Origin of the sequence: Mesorhizobium sp. WSM1293 (genome assembly GCF_000513875.1) — a bacterium.
In the GTDB taxonomy this organism is placed as follows: domain Bacteria; phylum Pseudomonadota; class Alphaproteobacteria; order Rhizobiales; family Rhizobiaceae; genus Mesorhizobium; species Mesorhizobium ciceri.
Genome location: NZ_KI911320.1, coordinates 250,802 through 269,160 on the forward strand (window position 1 = coordinate 250,802; position 18,359 = coordinate 269,160).

Sequence of the window (18,359 nt, forward strand, 5' to 3'; positions counted from 1 at the left end):
CATGCAAAGACGCGACAACTGCCATGTCGAGATGTCAATTGAGTGATGGCGCAAAAGGCGCGACGCTTCGCGTCGGCGGCACAGAAACGACCTAACGACAAAAAAATGACAGGAGCGTCCAAGATGACGGAAACACTTGAAGGCAAGCATATCGTCGTGACTGGTGGGACCGGTGCGCTCGGCGGTGCGGTTGTCGGCAAACTGCTGAGCGACGGCGCGATCTGCCATGTGCCCAATGCTCATGCCGCCGCCCCTACGCATTTCCCCTTTACCTCGCATGACCGTGTCCAGCTGGTGCACAACGTCGATCTCTCGGACCCCGCGAAGGTCGAAGCGTTCTATAGCCAGGTCCCGGGCCTTTGGGGCTCGATCCATCTGGCTGGTGGCTTCACCTCGGCGCCTGTTGAAAAGATCGAGTCGGCGTCCTTTGCCGAGATGATGGACACCAATGCGCGCACCGCCTTCCTGTGCAGCCGCGCCGCGATCCGCTCGATGCTGTCGTCGGACACGGCGGGCCGCATCGTCAACGTCACCGCGCGCGCCGGGCTCGATCCGCGGCGCGGCGCCGGCATGGTCGCTTACGCCGCCAGCAAGGCGGCGGTGGCAGCCATGACGGTGGCGATGGCCGAAGAGCTGAAGCACAAGGGCATCCTGGTCAATGCCGTGGCGCCGTCGACGCTAGATACGCCGGCAAACCGCGCCGATATGCCGGATGCCGATGTCACAAGATGGGTCAGCCTCGAAGCCGCCGCCGAGGCCATCGCCTATCTCGCCTCGCCGGCCAATCAGGCGATGAGCGGCACGCTGGTGCCGCTTTACGGCAGGGCGTAACTTTCCAACCTTTACCTCGGTCAAAGAAAAACCCCGCCGGATCGCTCCGGCGGGGTTTTGTTTTGGAGCCTGTGCGAAGGCTTCGCGGTGCGAAGACTTAGCTGCCCTGCTTCTTCAGCGCGGCACCCAGGATGTCGCCCAGCGAAGCGCCGGAGTCGGTCGAGCCGTACTGGGCGACCGCTTCCTTCTCTTCGGCGATTTCCAGCGCCTTGATCGAGACCTGCAGCTTGCGGGTCTTCTTGTCGAAGGCGATGACGCGGGCATCGACCTTCTGGCCGACGGTGAAGCGCTCGGGGCGCTGCTCGTCGCGGTCACGGCTCAGGTCGGAGCGCTTGATGAAGGTTTCGATGCCGCTGTCGACCAGCCGCACTTCCAGACCGCCATCCTTGACGCCGATGACTTCGCAGGTGACGACCGCGTTCTTGCGCAGTTCGCCTGAAGTCGCCGCTTCGCCGACCGTATCCTTGGCCAGCTGCTTGATGCCGAGCGAGATGCGCTCCTTGTCGATGTCGACGTCGAGCACCTGCGCCTTGACCATGTCGCCGCGATTGTACTCTTCGATGACCTGCTCGCCCGGACGGGTCCAGTCGAGGTCGGAAAGGTGCACCATGCCGTCCACGTCGCCTTCGAGGCCGATGAACAGGCCGAACTCGGTCTTGTTCTTGACCTCGCCCTCGACCTGGCTGCCGACCGGATGGCTAGAGGCGAAAGCCTGCCACGGATTCTCGAGCGTCTGCTTGAGGCCGAGCGAGATGCGGCGCTTGGCCGGATCGACTTCGAGCACCACCACGTCGACTTCCTGGGTCGTTGACAGGATCTTGCCTGGATGCACGTTCTTCTTCGTCCACGACATTTCCGAAACGTGGATGAGACCCTCGATGCCCGGCTCCAGCTCGACGAACGCGCCGTAGTCGGTGATGTTGGTGACGGTGCCCTTGATCTTCTTGCCGATCGGGAACTTGGTGCCGATCTCGGACCACGGATCGCTCTCGAGCTGCTTCATGCCGAGCGAGATACGGTGGGTTTCCTGGTTGATGCGGATGATCTGCACCTTGACCGTCTGACCGATGTTGAGGATTTCGGTCGGATGGTTGACGCGGCGCCATGCCATGTCGGTGACATGCAGCAGGCCGTCGATGCCGCCGAGGTCGACGAACGCACCGTAATCGGTGATGTTCTTGACGACGCCTTCGACAACCTGGCCTTCTTCGAGGTTCTGCACGATTTCCGAACGCTGTTCGGCGCGGCTCTCTTCGAGCACGGTACGGCGAGACACCACGATGTTGCCGCGGCGGCGATCCATCTTGAGGATCTCGAAGGGCTGCGGGTTGTGCATCAGCGGGGAGACGTCGCGGATCGGGCGGATATCGACCTGGCTGCGCGGCAGGAAGGCCACGGCGCCGTCGAGGTCGACCGTGAAGCCGCCCTTGACCTGGTTGAAGATAACACCTTCGACGCGCTCACCCTTGGTGAACTTCTCTTCGAGGCGGACCCAGCTCTCTTCGCGACGGGCCTTCTCACGGGAAAGCATCGCTTCGCCAAGCGCGTTTTCAATGCGCTCGACATAGACCTCGACGGTGTCACCAACCTTGAGGGTAGTGTCCTTGCCCTTGACGCCAAATTCCTTCAGCGGCACGCGGCCTTCGACCTTGAGGCCGACGTCGATGATGGCCATGTCCTTCTCGATCGCGGTGATCGTGCCCTTGACGACCTGGCCTTCGCCGGAATGGCCTGTTGTAAATGATTCTTCGAGCAGGCTCGCGAAATCATCGCGAGTGGGATTTGCAGCTGACATTGTTTCTCCTGGAGTGCCCCGCATCTGGAAGCGGGACGGGCGCCGCGGGTTAGCGTTGCGTTGGCCTGCCGGCGTTCCGGGCTACAAAAGCCCTGGGCCGCTCTTTAAGCGGCAATTCCGGCGCATGAAGAATGCTGGCAGGCTGGTTCGTGCCCGATATGGGTATTTTCTTCGCCTCCGACAACGGAAACACGAGGGAAAAACCCGGATCAGGCCTAGTCTCTCTTAGCCAAGACGTCATCGATGATCGCCATGGCTGCAAGAAACGCGGCTTCTATAGCCATTTCGCTGGTATCAAGCAAGTGCGCGTCGGCGGCCGGCTTCAAAGGTGAGTCCGCTCGACCCATGTCGCGCTCGTCGCGGCGCATGATATCGGCGAGGATCTCGGTAAAATCAGCGGTCCCGCCGATGCTCTCGATCTCGGCCAGCCGGCGCTGTGCTCGCACCTCGGCGCTCGCCGTCACATAGAGTTTGATGTCGGCGTCGGGGCACACCACGGTGCCGATGTCGCGCCCATCGAGCACCGCACCCGGCGGCGTCTTGGCGAAGTCGCGCTGCTTTTCGACGAGGATGCGCCGCACGGTCGGGTACACCGCGACCTTGGAGGCCGCCTCGCCGACCGCATGCGCCGACAAGACCGTCCGGTCGAGCTTTGCCAGATCGACCTGGCGGGCAGCGGTTTCAGCCGCCGAGACATTGTCGAGCGGCAGCGCGTGCTGGATGAGCGCATAGGCCACGGCACGGTAGGTGAGGCCGGTGTCGAGCAGGTTGAGGCGGTAGTGGTCGGCCAGCCGGCGGGCGAGGGTGCCCTTGCCGGCGCCGGCGGGGCCGTCGATGGCGATGGTGAAGACGTGTGTCATTGGCAGACCGCCGAAAGGGTTGGGCGCTGGCCTGCCAACGTACCAAGGCTATTGGTTGCCACGACCGTCACCCGATCTCCGCGCCCAGCGCCGTCATCAGCCCCATGAACTCCGGAAAGCTGGTCGCGATCATGGCGGCGTCGTCAATGGTCACCGGCTTTTCCGTCGCCAGCCCCATGACCAGAAAGCTCATGGCGATGCGGTGATCGAGGTGGGTCTGCACGGTGGTGTCCTTGCCATTGGGATGGCCGCCAAGGCCCTTGCCGCCCGGTTTGCCGCGCACGGCAAGCGAAGCTTCGCCCTCGGTGCAGTCGACGCCGTTGAGCGTCAGCCCGTTGGCGACGGCCGACAGCCGGTCGGATTCCTTCACCCGCAACTCCTCCAGCCCCTGCATCAGCGTTTCGCCCTCGGCGAAGCTCGCAGCGACCGCCAGCACCGGATACTCGTCGATCATCGACGGCGCCCGCTCGGGCGGCACGATGACGCCCTTGAGCTCGGAGTAACGTACCCGCAGGTCGGCGACATCCTCGCCGCCGGCATTGCGCCGGTTGAGGATGTCGATCTTGCCGCCCATCTCCTGCAGCGTCAAAAGCAGGCCGGTGCGGGTCGGGTTCATCAGTACGTTTTCGATCGTGATGTCCGAACCCGGCACGATCAGGGCGGCCACCAGCGGGAAACCGGCCGAGGACGGGTCGCCCGGCACGGCGATGGTCTGGCCGGTCAGCTTGCCCTGGCCTTCGATGAAAATGTGGCGCACGCCACGCTCGTCGGTTTCGACCGACAGATTGGCGCCAAACCCCTTCAGCATCTTTTCGGTGTGGTCGCGTGTCATCACCGGCTCGATCACCGTGGTGATGCCGGGCGTGTTGAGGCCGGCGAGCAGCACTGCGGACTTCACCTGCGCCGAGGCCATCGGCACGCGATAGGTGATCGGTGCGGCATGCTTGGGTCCATGCAGTGTGATCGGCATGCGGTCGCCCGGCGTCGCCTTCAGCACCTGCACGCCCATCTGGCGCAAGGGTTCCAGCACACGGCCCATCGGCCGGCCCGACAGCGAGGCATCGCCGATGAAGGTCGTCTCCATGTCATAGGTGCCGACAAGGCCCATGGTCAGCCGCGAGCCGGTGCCGGCATTGCCGAAATCGAGCGGGCCTTCCGGCTGCAGCAGCGCGCCGTTGCCGGTGCCGCGGATCACCCACTCGTCGCCGTTCTTCTCGATATGCGCGCCCATTGCCTTCATGGCCGCGCCCGTGCGCATCACGTCCTCGCCTTCGAGCAGGCCGGTGATGCGGGTCTCGCCGGAGGCGAGGCCGCCGAACATGAAGGAACGGTGCGAGATCGACTTGTCGCCCGGCACGCGCGCGATGCCGGAAAGGGCTGGGGATTGGCGGGCGGTGGCCGGCTTGGGGGCGGCGGCGTGAGACATGGAATTTCCCTGGACGGAATGCCGGCGGGCCGGCGCTTTTCATTTGTTGCGGCGGTCTCGTACCACGGTGGGCCGAAATGGTCATCCCCATGGTCGTCACTTCACGCGAGGCCTTTCAATGCATGGTTTTGTGACGCCGGCTTTTCGCTTTGACAGCGCTGCAAACTGTGGTTAAGGGGACCACTCTTTTATTGACGAGGCTTGCCGTGGCAAAAACCGAACTTGGCACAAAACGTATCGACCCGGAGACGGGCCGAAAATTCTACGACCTGAACAAGGACCCGATCGTCTCGCCCTACACCGGCAAGACCTATCCGCGTTCCTATTTCGAGGAAGGCAAGATTGCCGCTCTCGAGGAGGAAGAGGAAGTGGCCGAGAAGGAAGTGGACGCCGAGGAAGAAGAAGGCGTTGAGGTCGTCTCGCTCGAAGAGGCTGATGAGGACGTCAAGGGCGACGACCTGCCGGATCTTGGCGACGACGAGGACGACGTCGATCTCGGCGACGACGAGGATGACACCTTCCTCGCCGACGAAGAGGAAGAAGATGACGACGTTGCCGACATGATCGGCGTCGGCGACGACGACGACGAGGTCTGATCGGCCTTGAAAGCGGGCGTTTGCGGGCTTTCGAGGCCTGTGAAGAAAAAGCGACTCTCGAAGGCTTGATATCTGAGAAGGGCGGGGTTAGAAGCCGCCTGCACTAACGGCGCGGTCTCCAACCCGCGCCGGATCTCTTCGCCGGAAACGGCGCCGGTTGACTGCCGGAAGTGGGGCCATAGCTCAGTTGGGAGAGCGCTTGAATGGCATTCAAGAGGTCGTCGGTTCGATCCCGATTGGCTCCACCAAACAGTCCCTCTGCAATTCGCAGCCGATGAATGTGCCGCACTGCGGTCATCTGCGTTTGATGGTCAATTCGGCAACGCCGCTGAAAGCCCCTCGATCAAACCGAACGAACGAGCCATTTCTCGAGAGCAACTGCTCGCCGGACAAAGTTTTCACTATTCATGGAGCGCTTGGAGTCTGAAAGCCAGCCCGGATCACCACTCGGCGAAGGAACCGTCCTTGTGGCGCCAGATCGGGTTGCGCCAGCGGTGGCCTTCCCTGGCGCGTTCCTTGACATAATCCTCGTCGATCTCGACACCCAGGCCCGGGCCGTCGGGAATGGCGACATAACCATCCTCGTAGCGGAAGACATCCTTGTTGGCGGCATAGTCGAGCAGGTCGTTGGCGGCGTTGTAGTGGATGCCGAGGCTCTGCTCCTGGATGAAGCAGTTGTAGCTGACCGCGTCGAGCTGCAGGCACGCGGCAAGCGCGATCGGCCCGAGCGGGCAATGCGGCGCGACCGCGACATCATAGGCTTCCGCCATCGCCGCGATCTTGCGGCATTCTGTGATGCCGCCGGCATGCGACAGGTCGGGCTGGATGATGTCGACGACGCCTTCCTCGAACACGGACTTGAAGTCCCAGCGGCTATAGAGCCGCTCGCCGAGCGCGATCGGTGTCGAGCCAAGCGCGGCGATCTCCTTCAGCGCCTCGCGGTTTTCGCTGAGCACCGGCTCCTCGATGAACATCAGCCTATAGGGTTCGAGTTCCTTGACGAGCGCACGCGCCATCGGCCGGTGCACGCGGCCATGAAAATCGACAGCGATGCCGATGTTGGGCCCGACGGCCTCGCGCACCATGGCGACGCGTTCGACAGCGGCGTCGATCTTGTCATGGCTGTCGACGATCTGCAGTTCTTCGGTACCGTTCATCTTGAGCGCCAGGAAACCGCGCGCAACCATTTCCCTGGCGCCGGCCGCGACCTCCGCCGGGCGGTCGCCGCCGATCCAGGAATAGACCTTGATCGAGTCGCGCAGCTTGCCGCCGAGCAGTTCGTGCACGGGCACGCCGAGCGCCTTGCCCTTGATGTCCCACAGTGCCTGGTCGATCCCGGCAATGGCGCTCATCAGGATCGGGCCGCCGCGGTAGAAACCGCCGCGGTGCATCACCGTCCAGTGATCCTCGATCAGCCGGGGATCCTTGCCGATGAGATAATCGCCAAGCTCCTTGACCGCCGCCTCGACGGTCAGCGCCCGGCCTTCGACGACCGGCTCGCCCCAGCCGGTGACGCCGGCATCGGTTTCGATCTTCAGGAACAGCCAGCGCGGCGGAACGATGTAGGTGGTGAGCGAGATGATTTTCATGCGCAGTCTCAGTTGCTTTTGAGTTTCTTGGCGCTGACGAGGTCGCGCGCCGCGAGGTCGAGGATCTTGTTTGCCGCCCCACGCGCGGCATCGGCATTGCGCATACGCAGCGCCTCGACCACCTCGCGGTGCGCCGCCACGGCCTCCATGCGCCGGTCGAGCGAAATCACCGCCGTCGCCTCCAGCGAGAATTTCAGCCCGGTGTCGATGAGATTACCGATCTGGCGAAAGATCGGGTTGTGGCTCGCGGCATAGACGATCTGGTGGAAAGCGATGTCGCTGCGCGAGAAGGCGGCGAGATCCTCGCCGGCGCCGGCCATGCCGCGCCAGGTGGCTTCGAGATCGGCGATCTCCTGCAGCGTCGCGCGCGTGGCGGCGAGTTCGGCAACCAGCGGCTCGATGGCCCGGCGAGTCTCAAGAATGGCGTCGAAGAGCTTGTCGTCCAGTGCATGCGGCGCGTGCCAGGCCAGCACCTGCGGGTCGATGATGTTCCAGTCGTCCTCGTTGCAGACGATCGTGCCGACGCGTGGCCGCGACAGCACCAGCCCTTTTGCCGCCAACACTTTCAGGGCCTCACGGATGACGGTGCGGCTGACGCTGTATTCGACGCCGAGCTCGTTTTCGGTCGGCAGTGAGGAGCCGGCCGGATAACGCCCGGAAAAGATGTCCGAGGCAATCGCCTTGGTCACGTCGGGCATGACGCGCGGGCGGCGAGTGGCTGTGTCGCCTTGCGGTTTCTTCAAAGTCCCGGTCACCTCAGCCCTCCTCCAAGGCGGCGAACCGCTGGTTTCGCACAACCGGTCCGGCCTTAACGGATGCGGATCAATTGCGCCAGCGATCGCTGGTCAGAGCATGTACATTAATTATCATACCAGATCAATTGACGAGTATGATAAAAGCGATTAGAGACTCCGGCATCCGGGCTGAGCGCCCGGTCTATCGCTGGGAGGTAATCATGCGACTTTTGAAGACCGCGCTCGTCGCGGGCGCGCTTGCCGTGCTGTCCGTCACGACCATCGCTGCATATGCTCAGGACACCAAGATCGGCTTCATCGTCAAACAGCCCGAGGAGCCGTGGTTCCAGGACGAATGGAAGTTCGCTGACCAGGCCGCCAAGGAAAAGGGCTTTACCCTGGTCAAGATCGGCGCCGAAGACGGTGAGAAGCTGATGTCGGCCATCGACAATCTCGGCGCCCAGGGCGCGCAGGGTTTCATCGTCTGCACGCCCGACGTGAAGCTCGGCCCCGGCATCGTCGCCAAGGCCGCCGCCAACAATCTCAAGCTGATGACTGTCGATGACCGCCTGGTCGGCGCCGACGGCAAGGCGCTGGAAGACGTGCCGCATATGGGCATCTCGGCAACCAAGATCGGCGAGGCGGTCGGCCAGGCGATCGTCGACGAGATGAAGGCGCGCGGCTGGAAGGCCGACGAGGTCGGCGCCATCCGCGTCTCCTATGACCAACTGCCGACCGCCGTCGACCGCGTCGAAGGCGCCATCTCGGTGCTCAAGGCAAACGGCTTCAAGGCCGAGAACATTTTTGACGCCCCTCAGGCCAAGACCGATACGGAAGCTGCCCTCAATGCGGCGACCGTCGTGCTCAACGCCCATGCCGAGATCAAGAAGTGGGTTTCTTTCGGCCTCAACGACGAAGCGGTGCTGGGTGCGGTGCGTGCTTCCGAAAGCGTCGGCATCCCCGCTGATAGCGTGATCGGCGTTGGCATTGGCGGCGCGGATTCGGCGATCAACGAGTTCAAGAAGCCGACGGCCACCGGCTTCGTCGGCACCGTGATCATCTCGCCGAAGCGTCATGGCTACGAAACGGCGCTCAACATGTATGACTGGGTTGCCAGCAACAAGGAGCCGGAGAAGTTGATCCTGACTTCCGGTGCACTCGCCAAGCGCGACGACTACCAGAAGGTCCGCCAGGGCCTCGGCATCGAATAATCCTCCCTGTACAAACAGGCGGCGGCTCATCCCGCCGCCTGTTTGCCATTCCACAAGAGGATCGCTGCCCGTGTCCTTTCTCGACTTCTCGCACATCACCAAGACCTATCCGGGCGTCAAGGCGCTGTCGGACGTCTCGTTCGGCGTCGACAAAGGCGCCGTGCACGGCCTGATGGGCGAGAACGGCGCCGGCAAATCCACCCTGATCAAGATACTGTCCGGCGACCAGCATGCCGATCAGGGCGAGATCCGCATCGACGGCAGGGTTCAGGCCTATACCTCGACCCGGGATGCCTTCGACAATGGCGTCATCGTCATTCATCAGGAACTGCAGCTGGTTCCTGAACTCACCGTTGCCGAAAATCTCAGCCTCGGTCGTTTCCCTGCCAACGCCGGCATCATCGCCGGCCGCCGGATGCTGGACGACGTCGGCGCCAAGCTGAAATCGGCCGGCATCGACATCGACATGCGCCGCAAGGTCAAGACGCTGTCCATCGGCGAACGCCAGATGGTCGAGATCGCCAAGGCGATCATGCTCGACGCACGCGTTATCGCGCTGGACGAACCGACCTCGTCGCTGTCCTCGCGCGAAAGCGAAATCCTGTTTGCCCTGATCGACCGCCTGCGCGGCGAGGGCAAGGTCATCATCTACGTCTCGCACAGGCTCGACGAAGTGTTCCGGCTCTGCGACAGCCTGACCGTGCTGCGCGACGGCAAGCTGGCGGCGCACCATGCGTCGCTGAAAGGCGTCACCCGCGACCAGGTCGTCGCCGAAATGGTCGGCCGCGAGATTTCGGATATCTGGGGTTTTCGCGCACGAAAAACGGGCGATGTCCGCCTGAAGGTCGACGCTCTCAGCGGCCCCAAACTGAAGACGCCGGCCAGTTTCGAGGCGAGGGCAGGCGAGATCGTCGGCTTCTTCGGCCTGATCGGCGCCGGGCGCTCGGAACTGATGCGTCTGGTCTATGGCGCCGATCCGCGCTCGGGCGGCACCATCACCGTCGACGGCAAGCTGGTCCCTGCCACCGATCCGCGTGGTACGATCCGGGCCGGCATCGTGCTGTGTTCGGAGGATCGCAAGCATGACGGCATCATCCAGGGCCGCTCGGTCGAGGAGAACATCAACATCTCGTCGCGGCGCCATCACACGCGCTTCGGTGTTTTGAACCGCGCCAGCGAGATCGCCACCGCCGAAACCTTCATCAAGAAGCTCAAGGTGCGCACGCCGTCGCGCAAGCAGGACATCATCAATCTCTCCGGCGGCAACCAGCAGAAGGTCATTCTTGGCCGCTGGCTGTCCGAACAAGGGGTGCGGGTTCTCATTGTCGACGAGCCGACGCGCGGCATCGACGTCGGTGCCAAATCGGAAATCTATGAACTGCTCTACCAGCTTGCGCAGGACGGCATGGCGATCGTTGTCGTCTCGTCCGAACTGCCGGAGGTGATGGGCATCTGCGATCGCATTCTGGTGATGTGCGGCGGCCGCGTCAGTGCTGAACTTACCCGCGACCAGTTCGCCGAAAGGGCGATCCTGGCCGCCGCTCTCCCCGATCAGAAAACCCCCGACGCGATCGCATCTTGAGGACTTTTGGCATGACCGACCAGTTGAAAAAAATCCTGCTCGGCGAACAGGGCCTCGTCGTCATCTTTGTCGTCGCCTTCGCGCTGGTGTCGCTCTTGGTGCCGAATTTCCTCACCGACCGCAATATGCTCGGCCTGCTGCAGTCGGTGGTCACCGTCGGTATCGTCGCCTGCACCATGATGTTCTGCCTTGCCGCACGCGACTTCGACCTGTCGGTCGGCTCCATCGTCGCCTTTGCCGGCATGGTCGCTGTGATGGCGTCGAATTACACCGGCTCGATCCTGCTTGGCCTCTTGGCGGCAATTGCCAGCGGCGCCTTCGTCGGCTTCATCAACGGCATCGTCATCGCCAAATTCCGCATCAACGCGCTGATCACGACGCTGGCCACCATGCAGATCGTGCGCGGGTTTGCGCTGATTGCGTCCGACGGCCGCGCCGTCGGCATCAACAGCCCGGATTTCTACCAGCTCGCGCTGTCCAAACTGCTCGGCATTCCGACGCCGGTCTGGGTGCTCGCCATCCTGTTTTGCATCTTCGGCTTCGTCCTCAACCGCACCGTCTTCGGCAAGAACACATTGGCCATCGGCGGCAATCCGGAGGCTTCGCGCCTTGCCGGCGTCAATGTCGACCGGACGCGCATCTGGATTTTTGCGCTGCAAGGCGTCGTCTGCGGCATCGCCGGCATCCTGCTGGCGTCGCGCATCACCTCGGGCCAGCCCAACGCGGCGGTCGGACTGGAACTCTCGGTCATCTCGGCCTGCGTGCTCGGCGGCGTCTCGCTTGCCGGCGGCCGCGCCACCATGTCGGGCGTCATCGTCGGCGTGCTGATCATGGGCATCGCCGAGAACGCCATGAACCTGCTCAACATCCCGGCCTTTTACCAGTACATCGTGCGCGGCGTTATTTTGCTCCTGGCCGTGCTGCTCGACAATCTGCGCTCGTCGGCTTTGGGCCGGCGTTGAGTCGGGGCAGGGCATGTCGGCTGGAATACTACTGGAAAGCAATCGGCTGTGCGTCGAGATCAGCCCCTCTGGCAGCGCAATCGTCAACGGCCATACGGCCGACGGGGTGCCATTCCTGCGTCCCTACCAAGGCGAGGCCGAGTTCGACGTTTTGCACTGCGCTTGCTTTCCGATGGTGCCGATCGGCAATCGCGTCGAGGGCAATGCGTTTTCCTGCGGCGGTCAAAACTTCACGCTGGCGCCCAACACGACTGATCCTTTCTATATTCACGGTGACGGCTGGCAGGCGAACTGGAAGGTCGAGGAGCATCGCGTCGACCGCCTCGATTTGGCCTTCGATCATCCGCGCGGCGTCGACTCGCCCTATGCCTACCATGCGCGACAGTCGTTCCGGCTCGCCGGCGCGCGGCTGGAACTCCGGCTTGCCGTCGAAAATACCGGCGTCATTCCACTGCCATTCGGCCTCGGTTTCCATCCATTCTTTCCGCGCACGCCGCGGACGACCTTGTTTGCGCCGGCCGAAACCTGGTGGACAGAGCGCGACGGGCACCTTCCAGCGTCCAGGAGCGCCATTGCCGACGATGTCGATTTCTCAACGCCGCGCCATTTGCCCGACCGTTGGCTGAACAATGGCTTCGAAGGGTGGAGCGGCATCGCGCGCATCATCTGGCCGGAGCATTGTCTGGGGATCGACATCGAGGCGGACGCGGAACTCGACCGCTACATGCTCTTTGCGCCGGACACGGACCGAAGCTTCTTCTGCCTCGAGCCGATGAGCCATACCCCAAATGCGTTGAAGCATTTCGATGCCGACCCAATGGGGATCAAGGTACTTTCCCCCGGCGAGGTTCTCAGAGCAAGATTCGCAATGACCGTCTTCGACTGGAGCGACAACCATGGCTGAGCGCCTTTCCGGCAAACGCATCTTCCTGACCGGCGCCGCGCAAGGCATCGGGCTGGCGATCGCCGGGGCCTGCCTTGCCGAAGGCGCAAGACTGTTCCTGGTCGACCGCGACGGCGCACTGCTGGACAAGACCGTCGCGGGCCTCGCCGTGCCGCGCGGCCATGTCGGGCATGCGGCAGCCGACATCAGCGACGGTGCCGCAATTGCCGCTGCCGTCAGCCAAGCGGCCGCCGAGATCGGCCCCATCAACGCGCTGATCAACAATGCCGGGGTCAATGTGTTCTCGACGCCGCTCGAGGCGACCGAGGAGGAATGGAACCGCAACTTCGACGTCAACGTCAAGGGCGCCTGGAATTGCAGCAAGGCGGTGTTGCCGGGTATGATCGCGAGCGGCGGCGGCGCCATCCTCAACATCGCCTCGACGCACAGCTTCACCATCATCCCACACACCTTTCCCTATCCGGTCGCCAAGCACGCGCTGCTCGGCCTGACCAAATCGCTGGCGCTCGAATATGCGGTGCAAGGCGTGCGCGTGAACGCGCTGGCGCCCGGCTATGTCGAAACCCAGAAGGCGATCGACTACTGGAACAGCTTTGCCGATCCGGCCACAGCACGCGCCAACACCATGGCGCTACATCCTGGCGGCCGCATCGCCACGGCGCGCGAGATTGCGCTGGCTGCGGTGTTCATGATTTCCGACGAGTGCCCGTTCATGAATGCGGCCACGCTCGTCGTAGATGGTGGGCTGAGCCAGCTCCAGCATCCAGCCTGAATTCCGGGAAATCATGACCAAGAGACGATCGCAGCACTGGTTCGGCGGGCAGGGCAAGGACGCCTTCATTCACCGCAGCTGGATGAAGAACAACGGCCTGCCCGACGATGCCTTCGACGGCCGCCCGGTGATCGGCATCTGCAACACCTTCTCCGAATTCACGCCTTGCCACGTGCATTTCCGTGGCCTGATCGAGCACATCAAGGCGGGCGTGCTGGAAGCCGGCGGCCTGCCGCTGGAATTCCCGGTCTTCTCCTGCGGCGAATCCAATCTGCGCCCGACGGCGATGCTGTTCCGCAATCTCGCCTCGATGGATGTCGAGGAAGCGATCCGCGGCAATCCGATGGACGGTGTCGTGCTGATGGCAGGCTGCGACAAGACCACCCCGTCGCTGGTCATGGGCACGGCCTCCTGCGACCTGCCGTCGATCGTCATTTCCGGCGGGCCGATGCTCAATGGCCGTTTCCAGGGCCGCGAGATAGGTTCCGGCACCGATGTCTGGAAATTCTCCGAGGATGTCCGCGCCGGCGTGATGAGCGAGCAGGATTTCGCTAATGCCGAGAGTGCCATGTCACGCTCGCCGGGTCATTGCATGACCATGGGCACGGCCTCGACCATGGCCTCGATGGTCGAAGCGCTCGGCCTGGCGCTGCCGGGCAACGCTGCCTATCCGGCGGTCGACGCGCGCCGCAGTCGCATCGCCCGCATGACGGGGCGGCGCATCGTCGAGATGGTCAATGAGAATCTCCGCCCGTCCGCCATCCTCAAGAAAGAAGCTTTCGCCAACGCCATCCGTGTCAATGGTGCCATCGGCGGCTCGACCAATGCGGTCGTGCATCTGCTGGCGATTGCCGGCCGCGTCGGCACCGAACTGACACTGGACGATTGGGATCGGTATGGCCGCGATGTACCGACCATCCTCGACCTGATGCCGTCAGGCCGCTTCCTGATGGAGGACTTCTGCTACGCAGGCGGCATTCCGGCGGTCATGAAGGAGATCGGCGATCTGCTCGATCTCGACGTGCTGACCGTCACCGGCAAGACCGTGCGCGACAACATCCGTGACGCTGAAAACTACAATCCCGAGGTGATCCGCCCGCGCGACAAGGCGCTTACTCCCAATGGCGGTATCGCGGTGCTGCGTGGCAATCTGGCGCCCGACGGCGCCATCATCAAGCCGTCAGCCGCGTCACCGGCCCTGATGAAGCATCGCGGCCGCGCCGTCGTCTTCGAGGACATCGACGACTACAAGGCGCGCGTCGACGATCCCGCGCTCGACGTCGACGAAGCGTCGATCATGGTGCTGAAGAATTGCGGCCCCAAGGGCTATCCGGGGATGGCCGAGGTCGGCAACATGGCGCTGCCCCGGAAGCTGCTGAAGCAGGGTGTCCGCGACATGATCCGCATCTCCGATGCCCGCATGTCCGGCACCGCCTTCGGCACCGTCGTGCTGCATGCCGCACCCGAAGCCGCCATCGGTGGCCCGCTGGCGCTGGTCAGGAGCGGCGACTTCATCGAGCTCGACGTCGAAGCAAGGAAGCTGCATCTCGACGTGTCGGCACAGGAGTTGGCGCGGCGTCGTGAATCCTGGCTACCGCCCGTCCCGGCGATGCGCGGCGGCTATCAGGGCCTCTACGTCGACCGTGTCCTGCAGGCGGACCGCGGCGCCGATCTCGACTTTCTCGTCGGATGCCGTGGCCACGCCATTCCACGCGAAAGCCATTGAGGCCGACCAGCATGCCCAATTTCCGGCCTGACGATTTCCACGGCATTCACGCCATTCTCTACGCGCTCTTTGACGCGAACGAACAACTGGACCGCGCGGCGATGCGTCGGCAGGTCGAGATCTGCCTGGCGACGGGCGTGCACGGCATGGCGGCGCTCGGCCTGGCGACGGAAGTCGCCAAGCTGACCGAGGCCGAGCGCCGGACGATCATGGACTGGACGGCGGAAGATACGGCTGGAAAAGTGCCGCTTGCCTTCACCATCTTCGGCGCTTCGGTGGCTGAGCAGGTGGCACAGCTTCGCCATGCTGAAAGCGTGGGAGCGGATTGGGTGATCCTGCAGCCGCCGCCGGTCGGATCCTATGGTGCGCTGGAATACACCAGGTTCTTCGGCCGCGTCGCCGAGGCAACCGACCTGCCGGTGGCGATCCAGAACGCGCCGGCGTTTTTCGGGCGCGGCCTGTCATCGGACGAGATCCGCGAACTCGTCACGCTGCATCCCAACATAAGGCTGATCAAGGGCGAAGGCCCGGTCACCGACATTGCCGGATTGATCGAACGCACCGAAGGCCGGATACCCGTTTTCAACGGACGCGGCGGCCTGGAACTGATCGACAATTTCCGCATCGGTTGCCGCGGCATGATCCTGGCGCCTGATGGCATCGACCTCGCCGTGCGCGCCTACAATGCGTTTCGGATCGGTGACGAAGCGACGGCCGAGGCCGAGTATGCAAGAATGCTGCCGGCAGCGGTCTTCGTCATGCAGGGCATCGAGAACCTGATCTGCTACGGCAAGCGGTTGTTCGGCGCCCGTGCCGGCATCCCGATACACGACCGGGCTCCGGCGATGCGGCCCAACGAGACCGGCGTGGCGATGGTGGCGCGCTTTGCGGCTGGCCTCGGTCGGTTACCTGGCTGAACGGCAACTGCCCTTCAATAGGTCGTCCGCCCACCCGACAGGTCGAACGTGGAGGCGGTCGTGAAACTGTTCTCCTTGGAGACGAGCCAGGCGACCATCGCCGCGGCTTCGTCGACCTCCAGCAGGCGGCCGCGCGGAATGCGCGAGCGCATATATTCGATGTGCTCCGGCGTCAGCTGTTCGAGGATGCGCGTCTGTGCCGTGGCCGGCGAGATGCAGTTCACGGCGATGTCGTACTGCGCCAGTTCCTTGCCGAGCGACTTGGTCAAGCCGATGACCGCCGCCTTCGAGGCTGAATAGGCGGAGGCGTTGGGGTTGCCCTCTTTGCCGGCGACCGAAGCGATGTTGACGATCCGTCCGTAATTGCGCTCCTTCATTCCGGGAACCACGGCGCGATTGACGTAGAACGTACCGTTTACGTTGACGTCGATGACCTTCTTCCACGTCTCGATGTCGTAGACGTCGAGCGGGGCGGCAGGGCCGGCAATTCCGGCGGAATTGACCAGAATGGAAATCTTGCCGGCCAGATCTTCGGTCCTGGCGCGCGCCGCGTCCACCGACGTCCAATCGGCGACGTCCACGATATCTGTCGTGGCAGCGTCGCCGAGTTCCTTCTTGGCGGTTTCGAGGCGGGCCTCATCGAGATCCCACAAGGTGACCGTCGCGCCGGAGGCGACGAAACGCCTGGCCATCGCAAAGCCGAGGCCTTGGGCGCCACCGGTGACCACAGCGTGCTGGCCGTCAAGATCGATCCTGTTCATGTCGAGCGGTTCTTTCCGTTTGAGCTACTTCCGGGATAAAGGCCGGCCTGTGCAGGCGGGCGATCGCTACATGGTCGCGCCAAGGCTCCATGGCACGAACTCGTTGTCGCCATAGCCGAGCGCTTCCGACCTGGTGCGCCCGCCGGAAGCGACGCGCAGGATCTCGGCAAAGATCTCCTCGCCCTTCTCGGCCAGCGAGACGCCGTCCAGTATGTCTCCGCAATTGATATCCATGTCCTCGCGCATCTGCTCGAAGATGAAGCTGTTGGAGGCAAGCTTGATCGAGGGCGTCGGCTTGCAGCCAAAGGCCGAACCGCGGCCGGTGGTGAAGCACAATATGTTGGCGCCGCCGGCGACCTGCCCGGTGGCCGAGACCGGATCGTAGCCAGGCGTATCCATGAAGATGAGGCCGCGCTCGTTGATCGGCTCGGCATATTCCAGCACCGCGCGCAGATTGGTGGTGCCGCCCTTGGCGGAAGCGCCGAGCGATTTCTCCAGGATGGTCGTCAATCCACCCAGCTTGTTGCCGGGCGAAGGGTTGTTGTTCATCTCCATGTCGTGCCTGGCGGTATAATCCTCCCACCAGCGGATGCGCTCGATCAGCTTTTCGCCCACCGCGCGGCTCTCGGCGCGCAAGGCGAGGAGATGTTCGGCGCCATAGATCTCGGGCGTCTCCGAGAGCACCGCCGTACCGCCTTGCCCGACAAGCAGGTCTACCGCAGCACCTAGTGCCGGATTGGCGCTGATGCCGGAGTAACCGTCCGATCCGCCGCATTGCAGCGCAAGCACCAGTTCGGAGGCTGGTCGCGGCGTCCTTTCGGCGGCGTTCACCGTAGGCAGCATGTCGACGATCGCCTTCAAGCCAGCCTCGACCGTCTTTCGCGTACCGCCGGTTTCCTGGATGGTCATCGTGCGGAAAATCGTGCTCTCCTCGATGTTGTACGATTGCATCCAGCGCGGGATCTGGAACGCTTCGCAGCCGAGTCCGACCATCAGCACGCCGCCGACATTGGGGTTCGTGGCAAAGCCCCATTGCGTCCTTTTCAACAGGTCGTAAGCGGGCCCCTTGGTGTCGATGCCGCAGCCAGTGCCGTGGACGAGTGCGATGATACCGTCGACATTGGGATAGTCGCGCAGGATGCCAGACCGGTTGACCTCGTCGGTGATGAACCGGGCGACGCTGGCAGAGCAGTTCACCGAGGTCAGGACGGCAATGAAGTTGCGCGTGCCCACCTTGCCGCTCGGTCGGCGGTAACCCATGAAAGTAGCGCGCTCGGCCTCGGCAACGATCTCGGTTTGCCTGGTATTCGTGCCGAAGACGTAGTCGCGTTCGAAATTTCGCAGATACACATTGTGCTCGTGAACCCAGTCGCCGGCGACGATTGGTTCCCGCGCAAAACCGATGGTCTGGCCGTATTTCACGATCGGCTCGTCCGAGCCGATGTCGCGCAAGGCCATTTTGTGCCCGCGCGGTATGCGTGCCCTGGCAGCCACGTCACCGGCTTTTTCGCCGATCTTCAACGGATCGACCGCCAGAAGAATGTTGTCGGTCCCCGAAAGCTTGATGAACCGCGCCATGACCCAAACTCTGAAAAAGTTCTCCGCGACAGGAGGTCGAGAGACAAGAAATGAATACTAATATAATAGAATGTCAGAGGTCAAGGCCGGAGACTGGATGAGGTCGTCGTGAAAG

General features: G+C 63.3%; 16 protein-coding genes and 1 tRNA gene. 10 read left to right on the plus strand and 7 right to left on the minus strand.

The annotated features are described in order from the left end of the window. Window positions 1–123: 123 nt before the first annotated feature. A complete protein-coding gene (locus tag M729_RS0133850) occupies window positions 124–831 on the plus strand; it encodes an SDR family NAD(P)-dependent oxidoreductase (RefSeq protein ID WP_027164216.1) in 708 nt (235 codons plus the stop codon). A 97-nt stretch (window positions 832–928) separates the two neighbouring features. Here the strand turns inward: M729_RS0133850 and rpsA are convergent, their stop codons facing one another. The 3 genes from rpsA to aroA all read right to left on the minus strand — a co-directional run bounded on the left by rpsA (window position 929) and on the right by aroA (window position 4,912). Next, window positions 929–2,626, minus strand: coding sequence for a 30S ribosomal protein S1 (rpsA, locus tag M729_RS0133855; RefSeq protein ID WP_013528183.1), 1,698 nt, complete (start codon window positions 2,624–2,626; stop codon window positions 929–931). A 215-nt stretch (window positions 2,627–2,841) separates the two neighbouring features. Next, entirely contained in the window at window positions 2,842–3,486 is a 645-nt protein-coding gene (gene cmk, locus M729_RS0133860) for a (d)CMP kinase (protein ID WP_013528182.1), read from the minus strand. A gap of 67 nt (window positions 3,487–3,553) precedes the next feature. Next, window positions 3,554–4,912, minus strand: a complete 1,359-nt coding sequence (gene aroA, locus M729_RS0133865; protein ID WP_027164217.1) for a 3-phosphoshikimate 1-carboxyvinyltransferase — start codon at window positions 4,910–4,912, stop codon at window positions 3,554–3,556. A 206-nt stretch (window positions 4,913–5,118) separates the two neighbouring features. Between aroA and M729_RS0133870 the strand changes: the two genes are divergently transcribed. Both M729_RS0133870 and M729_RS0133875 read left to right on the plus strand, forming a co-directional pair. Further along, entirely contained in the window at window positions 5,119–5,508 is a 390-nt protein-coding gene (locus tag M729_RS0133870; RefSeq protein ID WP_013528180.1) for a TIGR02300 family protein, read from the plus strand. A gap of 172 nt (window positions 5,509–5,680) precedes the next feature. Then, window positions 5,681–5,756: transfer RNA gene (locus tag M729_RS0133875), tRNA-Ala, on the plus strand. Window positions 5,757–5,948: 192 nt separating this feature from the next. Here the strand turns inward: M729_RS0133875 and dgoD are convergent. Then, on the minus strand, window positions 5,949–7,097 hold the full coding sequence (gene dgoD, locus M729_RS0133880; protein ID WP_024501895.1) for a galactonate dehydratase: 1,149 nt from the start codon (window positions 7,095–7,097) through the stop codon (window positions 5,949–5,951). 8 nt (window positions 7,098–7,105) lie between these two features. Then, a complete protein-coding gene (locus M729_RS0133885) occupies window positions 7,106–7,795 on the minus strand; it encodes a FadR/GntR family transcriptional regulator (protein WP_050596413.1) in 690 nt (229 codons plus the stop codon). 257 nt (window positions 7,796–8,052) lie between these two features. On the opposite strand from M729_RS0133885, the gene M729_RS0133890 reads away from it, so the two are divergent. From M729_RS0133890 to M729_RS0133920, 7 genes are all read left to right on the plus strand, one after another. Further along, window positions 8,053–9,042 (plus strand): arabinose ABC transporter substrate-binding protein, encoded by a 990-nt coding sequence (locus M729_RS0133890; RefSeq protein ID WP_024501894.1) that lies wholly within the window; start codon window positions 8,053–8,055, stop codon window positions 9,040–9,042. Between the two features lie 70 nt (window positions 9,043–9,112). Continuing rightward, complete coding sequence (araG, locus tag M729_RS0133895; protein WP_027164219.1) at window positions 9,113–10,624, plus strand: L-arabinose ABC transporter ATP-binding protein AraG; 1,512 nt, start codon at window positions 9,113–9,115, stop codon at window positions 10,622–10,624. A gap of 11 nt (window positions 10,625–10,635) precedes the next feature. Beyond that, window positions 10,636–11,586: an L-arabinose ABC transporter permease AraH gene (gene araH, locus M729_RS0133900; RefSeq protein ID WP_027164220.1), complete on the plus strand. Its 951-nt coding sequence runs from the start codon at window positions 10,636–10,638 to the stop codon at window positions 11,584–11,586. Window positions 11,587–11,599: 13 nt separating this feature from the next. After that, entirely contained in the window at window positions 11,600–12,490 is an 891-nt protein-coding gene (locus M729_RS0133905; protein WP_027164221.1) for an aldose 1-epimerase, read from the plus strand. Beyond that, entirely contained in the window at window positions 12,483–13,262 is a 780-nt protein-coding gene (locus M729_RS0133910; protein ID WP_027164222.1) for an SDR family oxidoreductase, read from the plus strand. The genes M729_RS0133905 and M729_RS0133910 overlap by 8 nt, the downstream gene beginning before the upstream one ends. Before the next feature lie 13 nt (window positions 13,263–13,275). Beyond that, a complete protein-coding gene (locus M729_RS0133915; RefSeq protein WP_027164223.1) occupies window positions 13,276–14,988 on the plus strand; it encodes an IlvD/Edd family dehydratase in 1,713 nt (570 codons plus the stop codon). Between the two features lie 11 nt (window positions 14,989–14,999). Beyond that, window positions 15,000–15,905: a dihydrodipicolinate synthase family protein gene (locus M729_RS0133920; protein WP_027164224.1), complete on the plus strand. Its 906-nt coding sequence runs from the start codon at window positions 15,000–15,002 to the stop codon at window positions 15,903–15,905. Window positions 15,906–15,919: 14 nt separating this feature from the next. On the opposite strand, the gene M729_RS0133925 is transcribed toward M729_RS0133920, so the two are convergent. Next, window positions 15,920–16,666: an SDR family NAD(P)-dependent oxidoreductase gene (locus tag M729_RS0133925; protein ID WP_027164225.1), complete on the minus strand. Its 747-nt coding sequence runs from the start codon at window positions 16,664–16,666 to the stop codon at window positions 15,920–15,922. Between the two features lie 66 nt (window positions 16,667–16,732). Next, the gene (locus tag M729_RS0133930) at window positions 16,733–18,244 is read right to left on the minus strand and encodes an altronate dehydratase family protein (protein WP_027164226.1); all 1,512 of its coding nucleotides are present in this window, start codon (window positions 18,242–18,244) and stop codon (window positions 16,733–16,735) included. Between the last annotated feature and the right edge of the window lie 115 nt (window positions 18,245–18,359).

Bases quoted from the DNA above. Each gene is read 5' to 3' on its own strand.
- M729_RS0133850 (WP_027164216.1), top strand. From the start codon at position 124: ATGACGGAAACACTTGAAGGCAAGCATATCGTCGTGACTGGTGGGACC.
- rpsA (WP_013528183.1), bottom strand. From the start codon at position 2,626: ATGTCAGCTGCAAATCCCACTCGCGATGATTTCGCGAGCCTGCTCGAA.
- cmk (WP_013528182.1), bottom strand. From the start codon at position 3,486: ATGACACACGTCTTCACCATCGCCATCGACGGCCCCGCCGGCGCCGGC.
- aroA (WP_027164217.1), bottom strand. From the start codon at position 4,912: ATGTCTCACGCCGCCGCCCCCAAGCCGGCCACCGCCCGCCAATCCCCA.
- dgoD (WP_024501895.1), bottom strand. From the start codon at position 7,097: ATGAAAATCATCTCGCTCACCACCTACATCGTTCCGCCGCGCTGGCTG.
- M729_RS0133885 (WP_050596413.1), bottom strand. From the start codon at position 7,795: ATGCCCGACGTGACCAAGGCGATTGCCTCGGACATCTTTTCCGGGCGT.
- M729_RS0133890 (WP_024501894.1), top strand. From the start codon at position 8,053: ATGCGACTTTTGAAGACCGCGCTCGTCGCGGGCGCGCTTGCCGTGCTG.
- araH (WP_027164220.1), top strand. From the start codon at position 10,636: ATGACCGACCAGTTGAAAAAAATCCTGCTCGGCGAACAGGGCCTCGTC.
- M729_RS0133905 (WP_027164221.1), top strand. From the start codon at position 11,600: ATGTCGGCTGGAATACTACTGGAAAGCAATCGGCTGTGCGTCGAGATC.
- M729_RS0133910 (WP_027164222.1), top strand. From the start codon at position 12,483: ATGGCTGAGCGCCTTTCCGGCAAACGCATCTTCCTGACCGGCGCCGCG.
- M729_RS0133915 (WP_027164223.1), top strand. From the start codon at position 13,276: ATGACCAAGAGACGATCGCAGCACTGGTTCGGCGGGCAGGGCAAGGAC.
- M729_RS0133920 (WP_027164224.1), top strand. From the start codon at position 15,000: ATGCCCAATTTCCGGCCTGACGATTTCCACGGCATTCACGCCATTCTC.
- M729_RS0133925 (WP_027164225.1), bottom strand. From the start codon at position 16,666: ATGAACAGGATCGATCTTGACGGCCAGCACGCTGTGGTCACCGGTGGC.
- M729_RS0133930 (WP_027164226.1), bottom strand. From the start codon at position 18,244: ATGGCGCGGTTCATCAAGCTTTCGGGGACCGACAACATTCTTCTGGCG.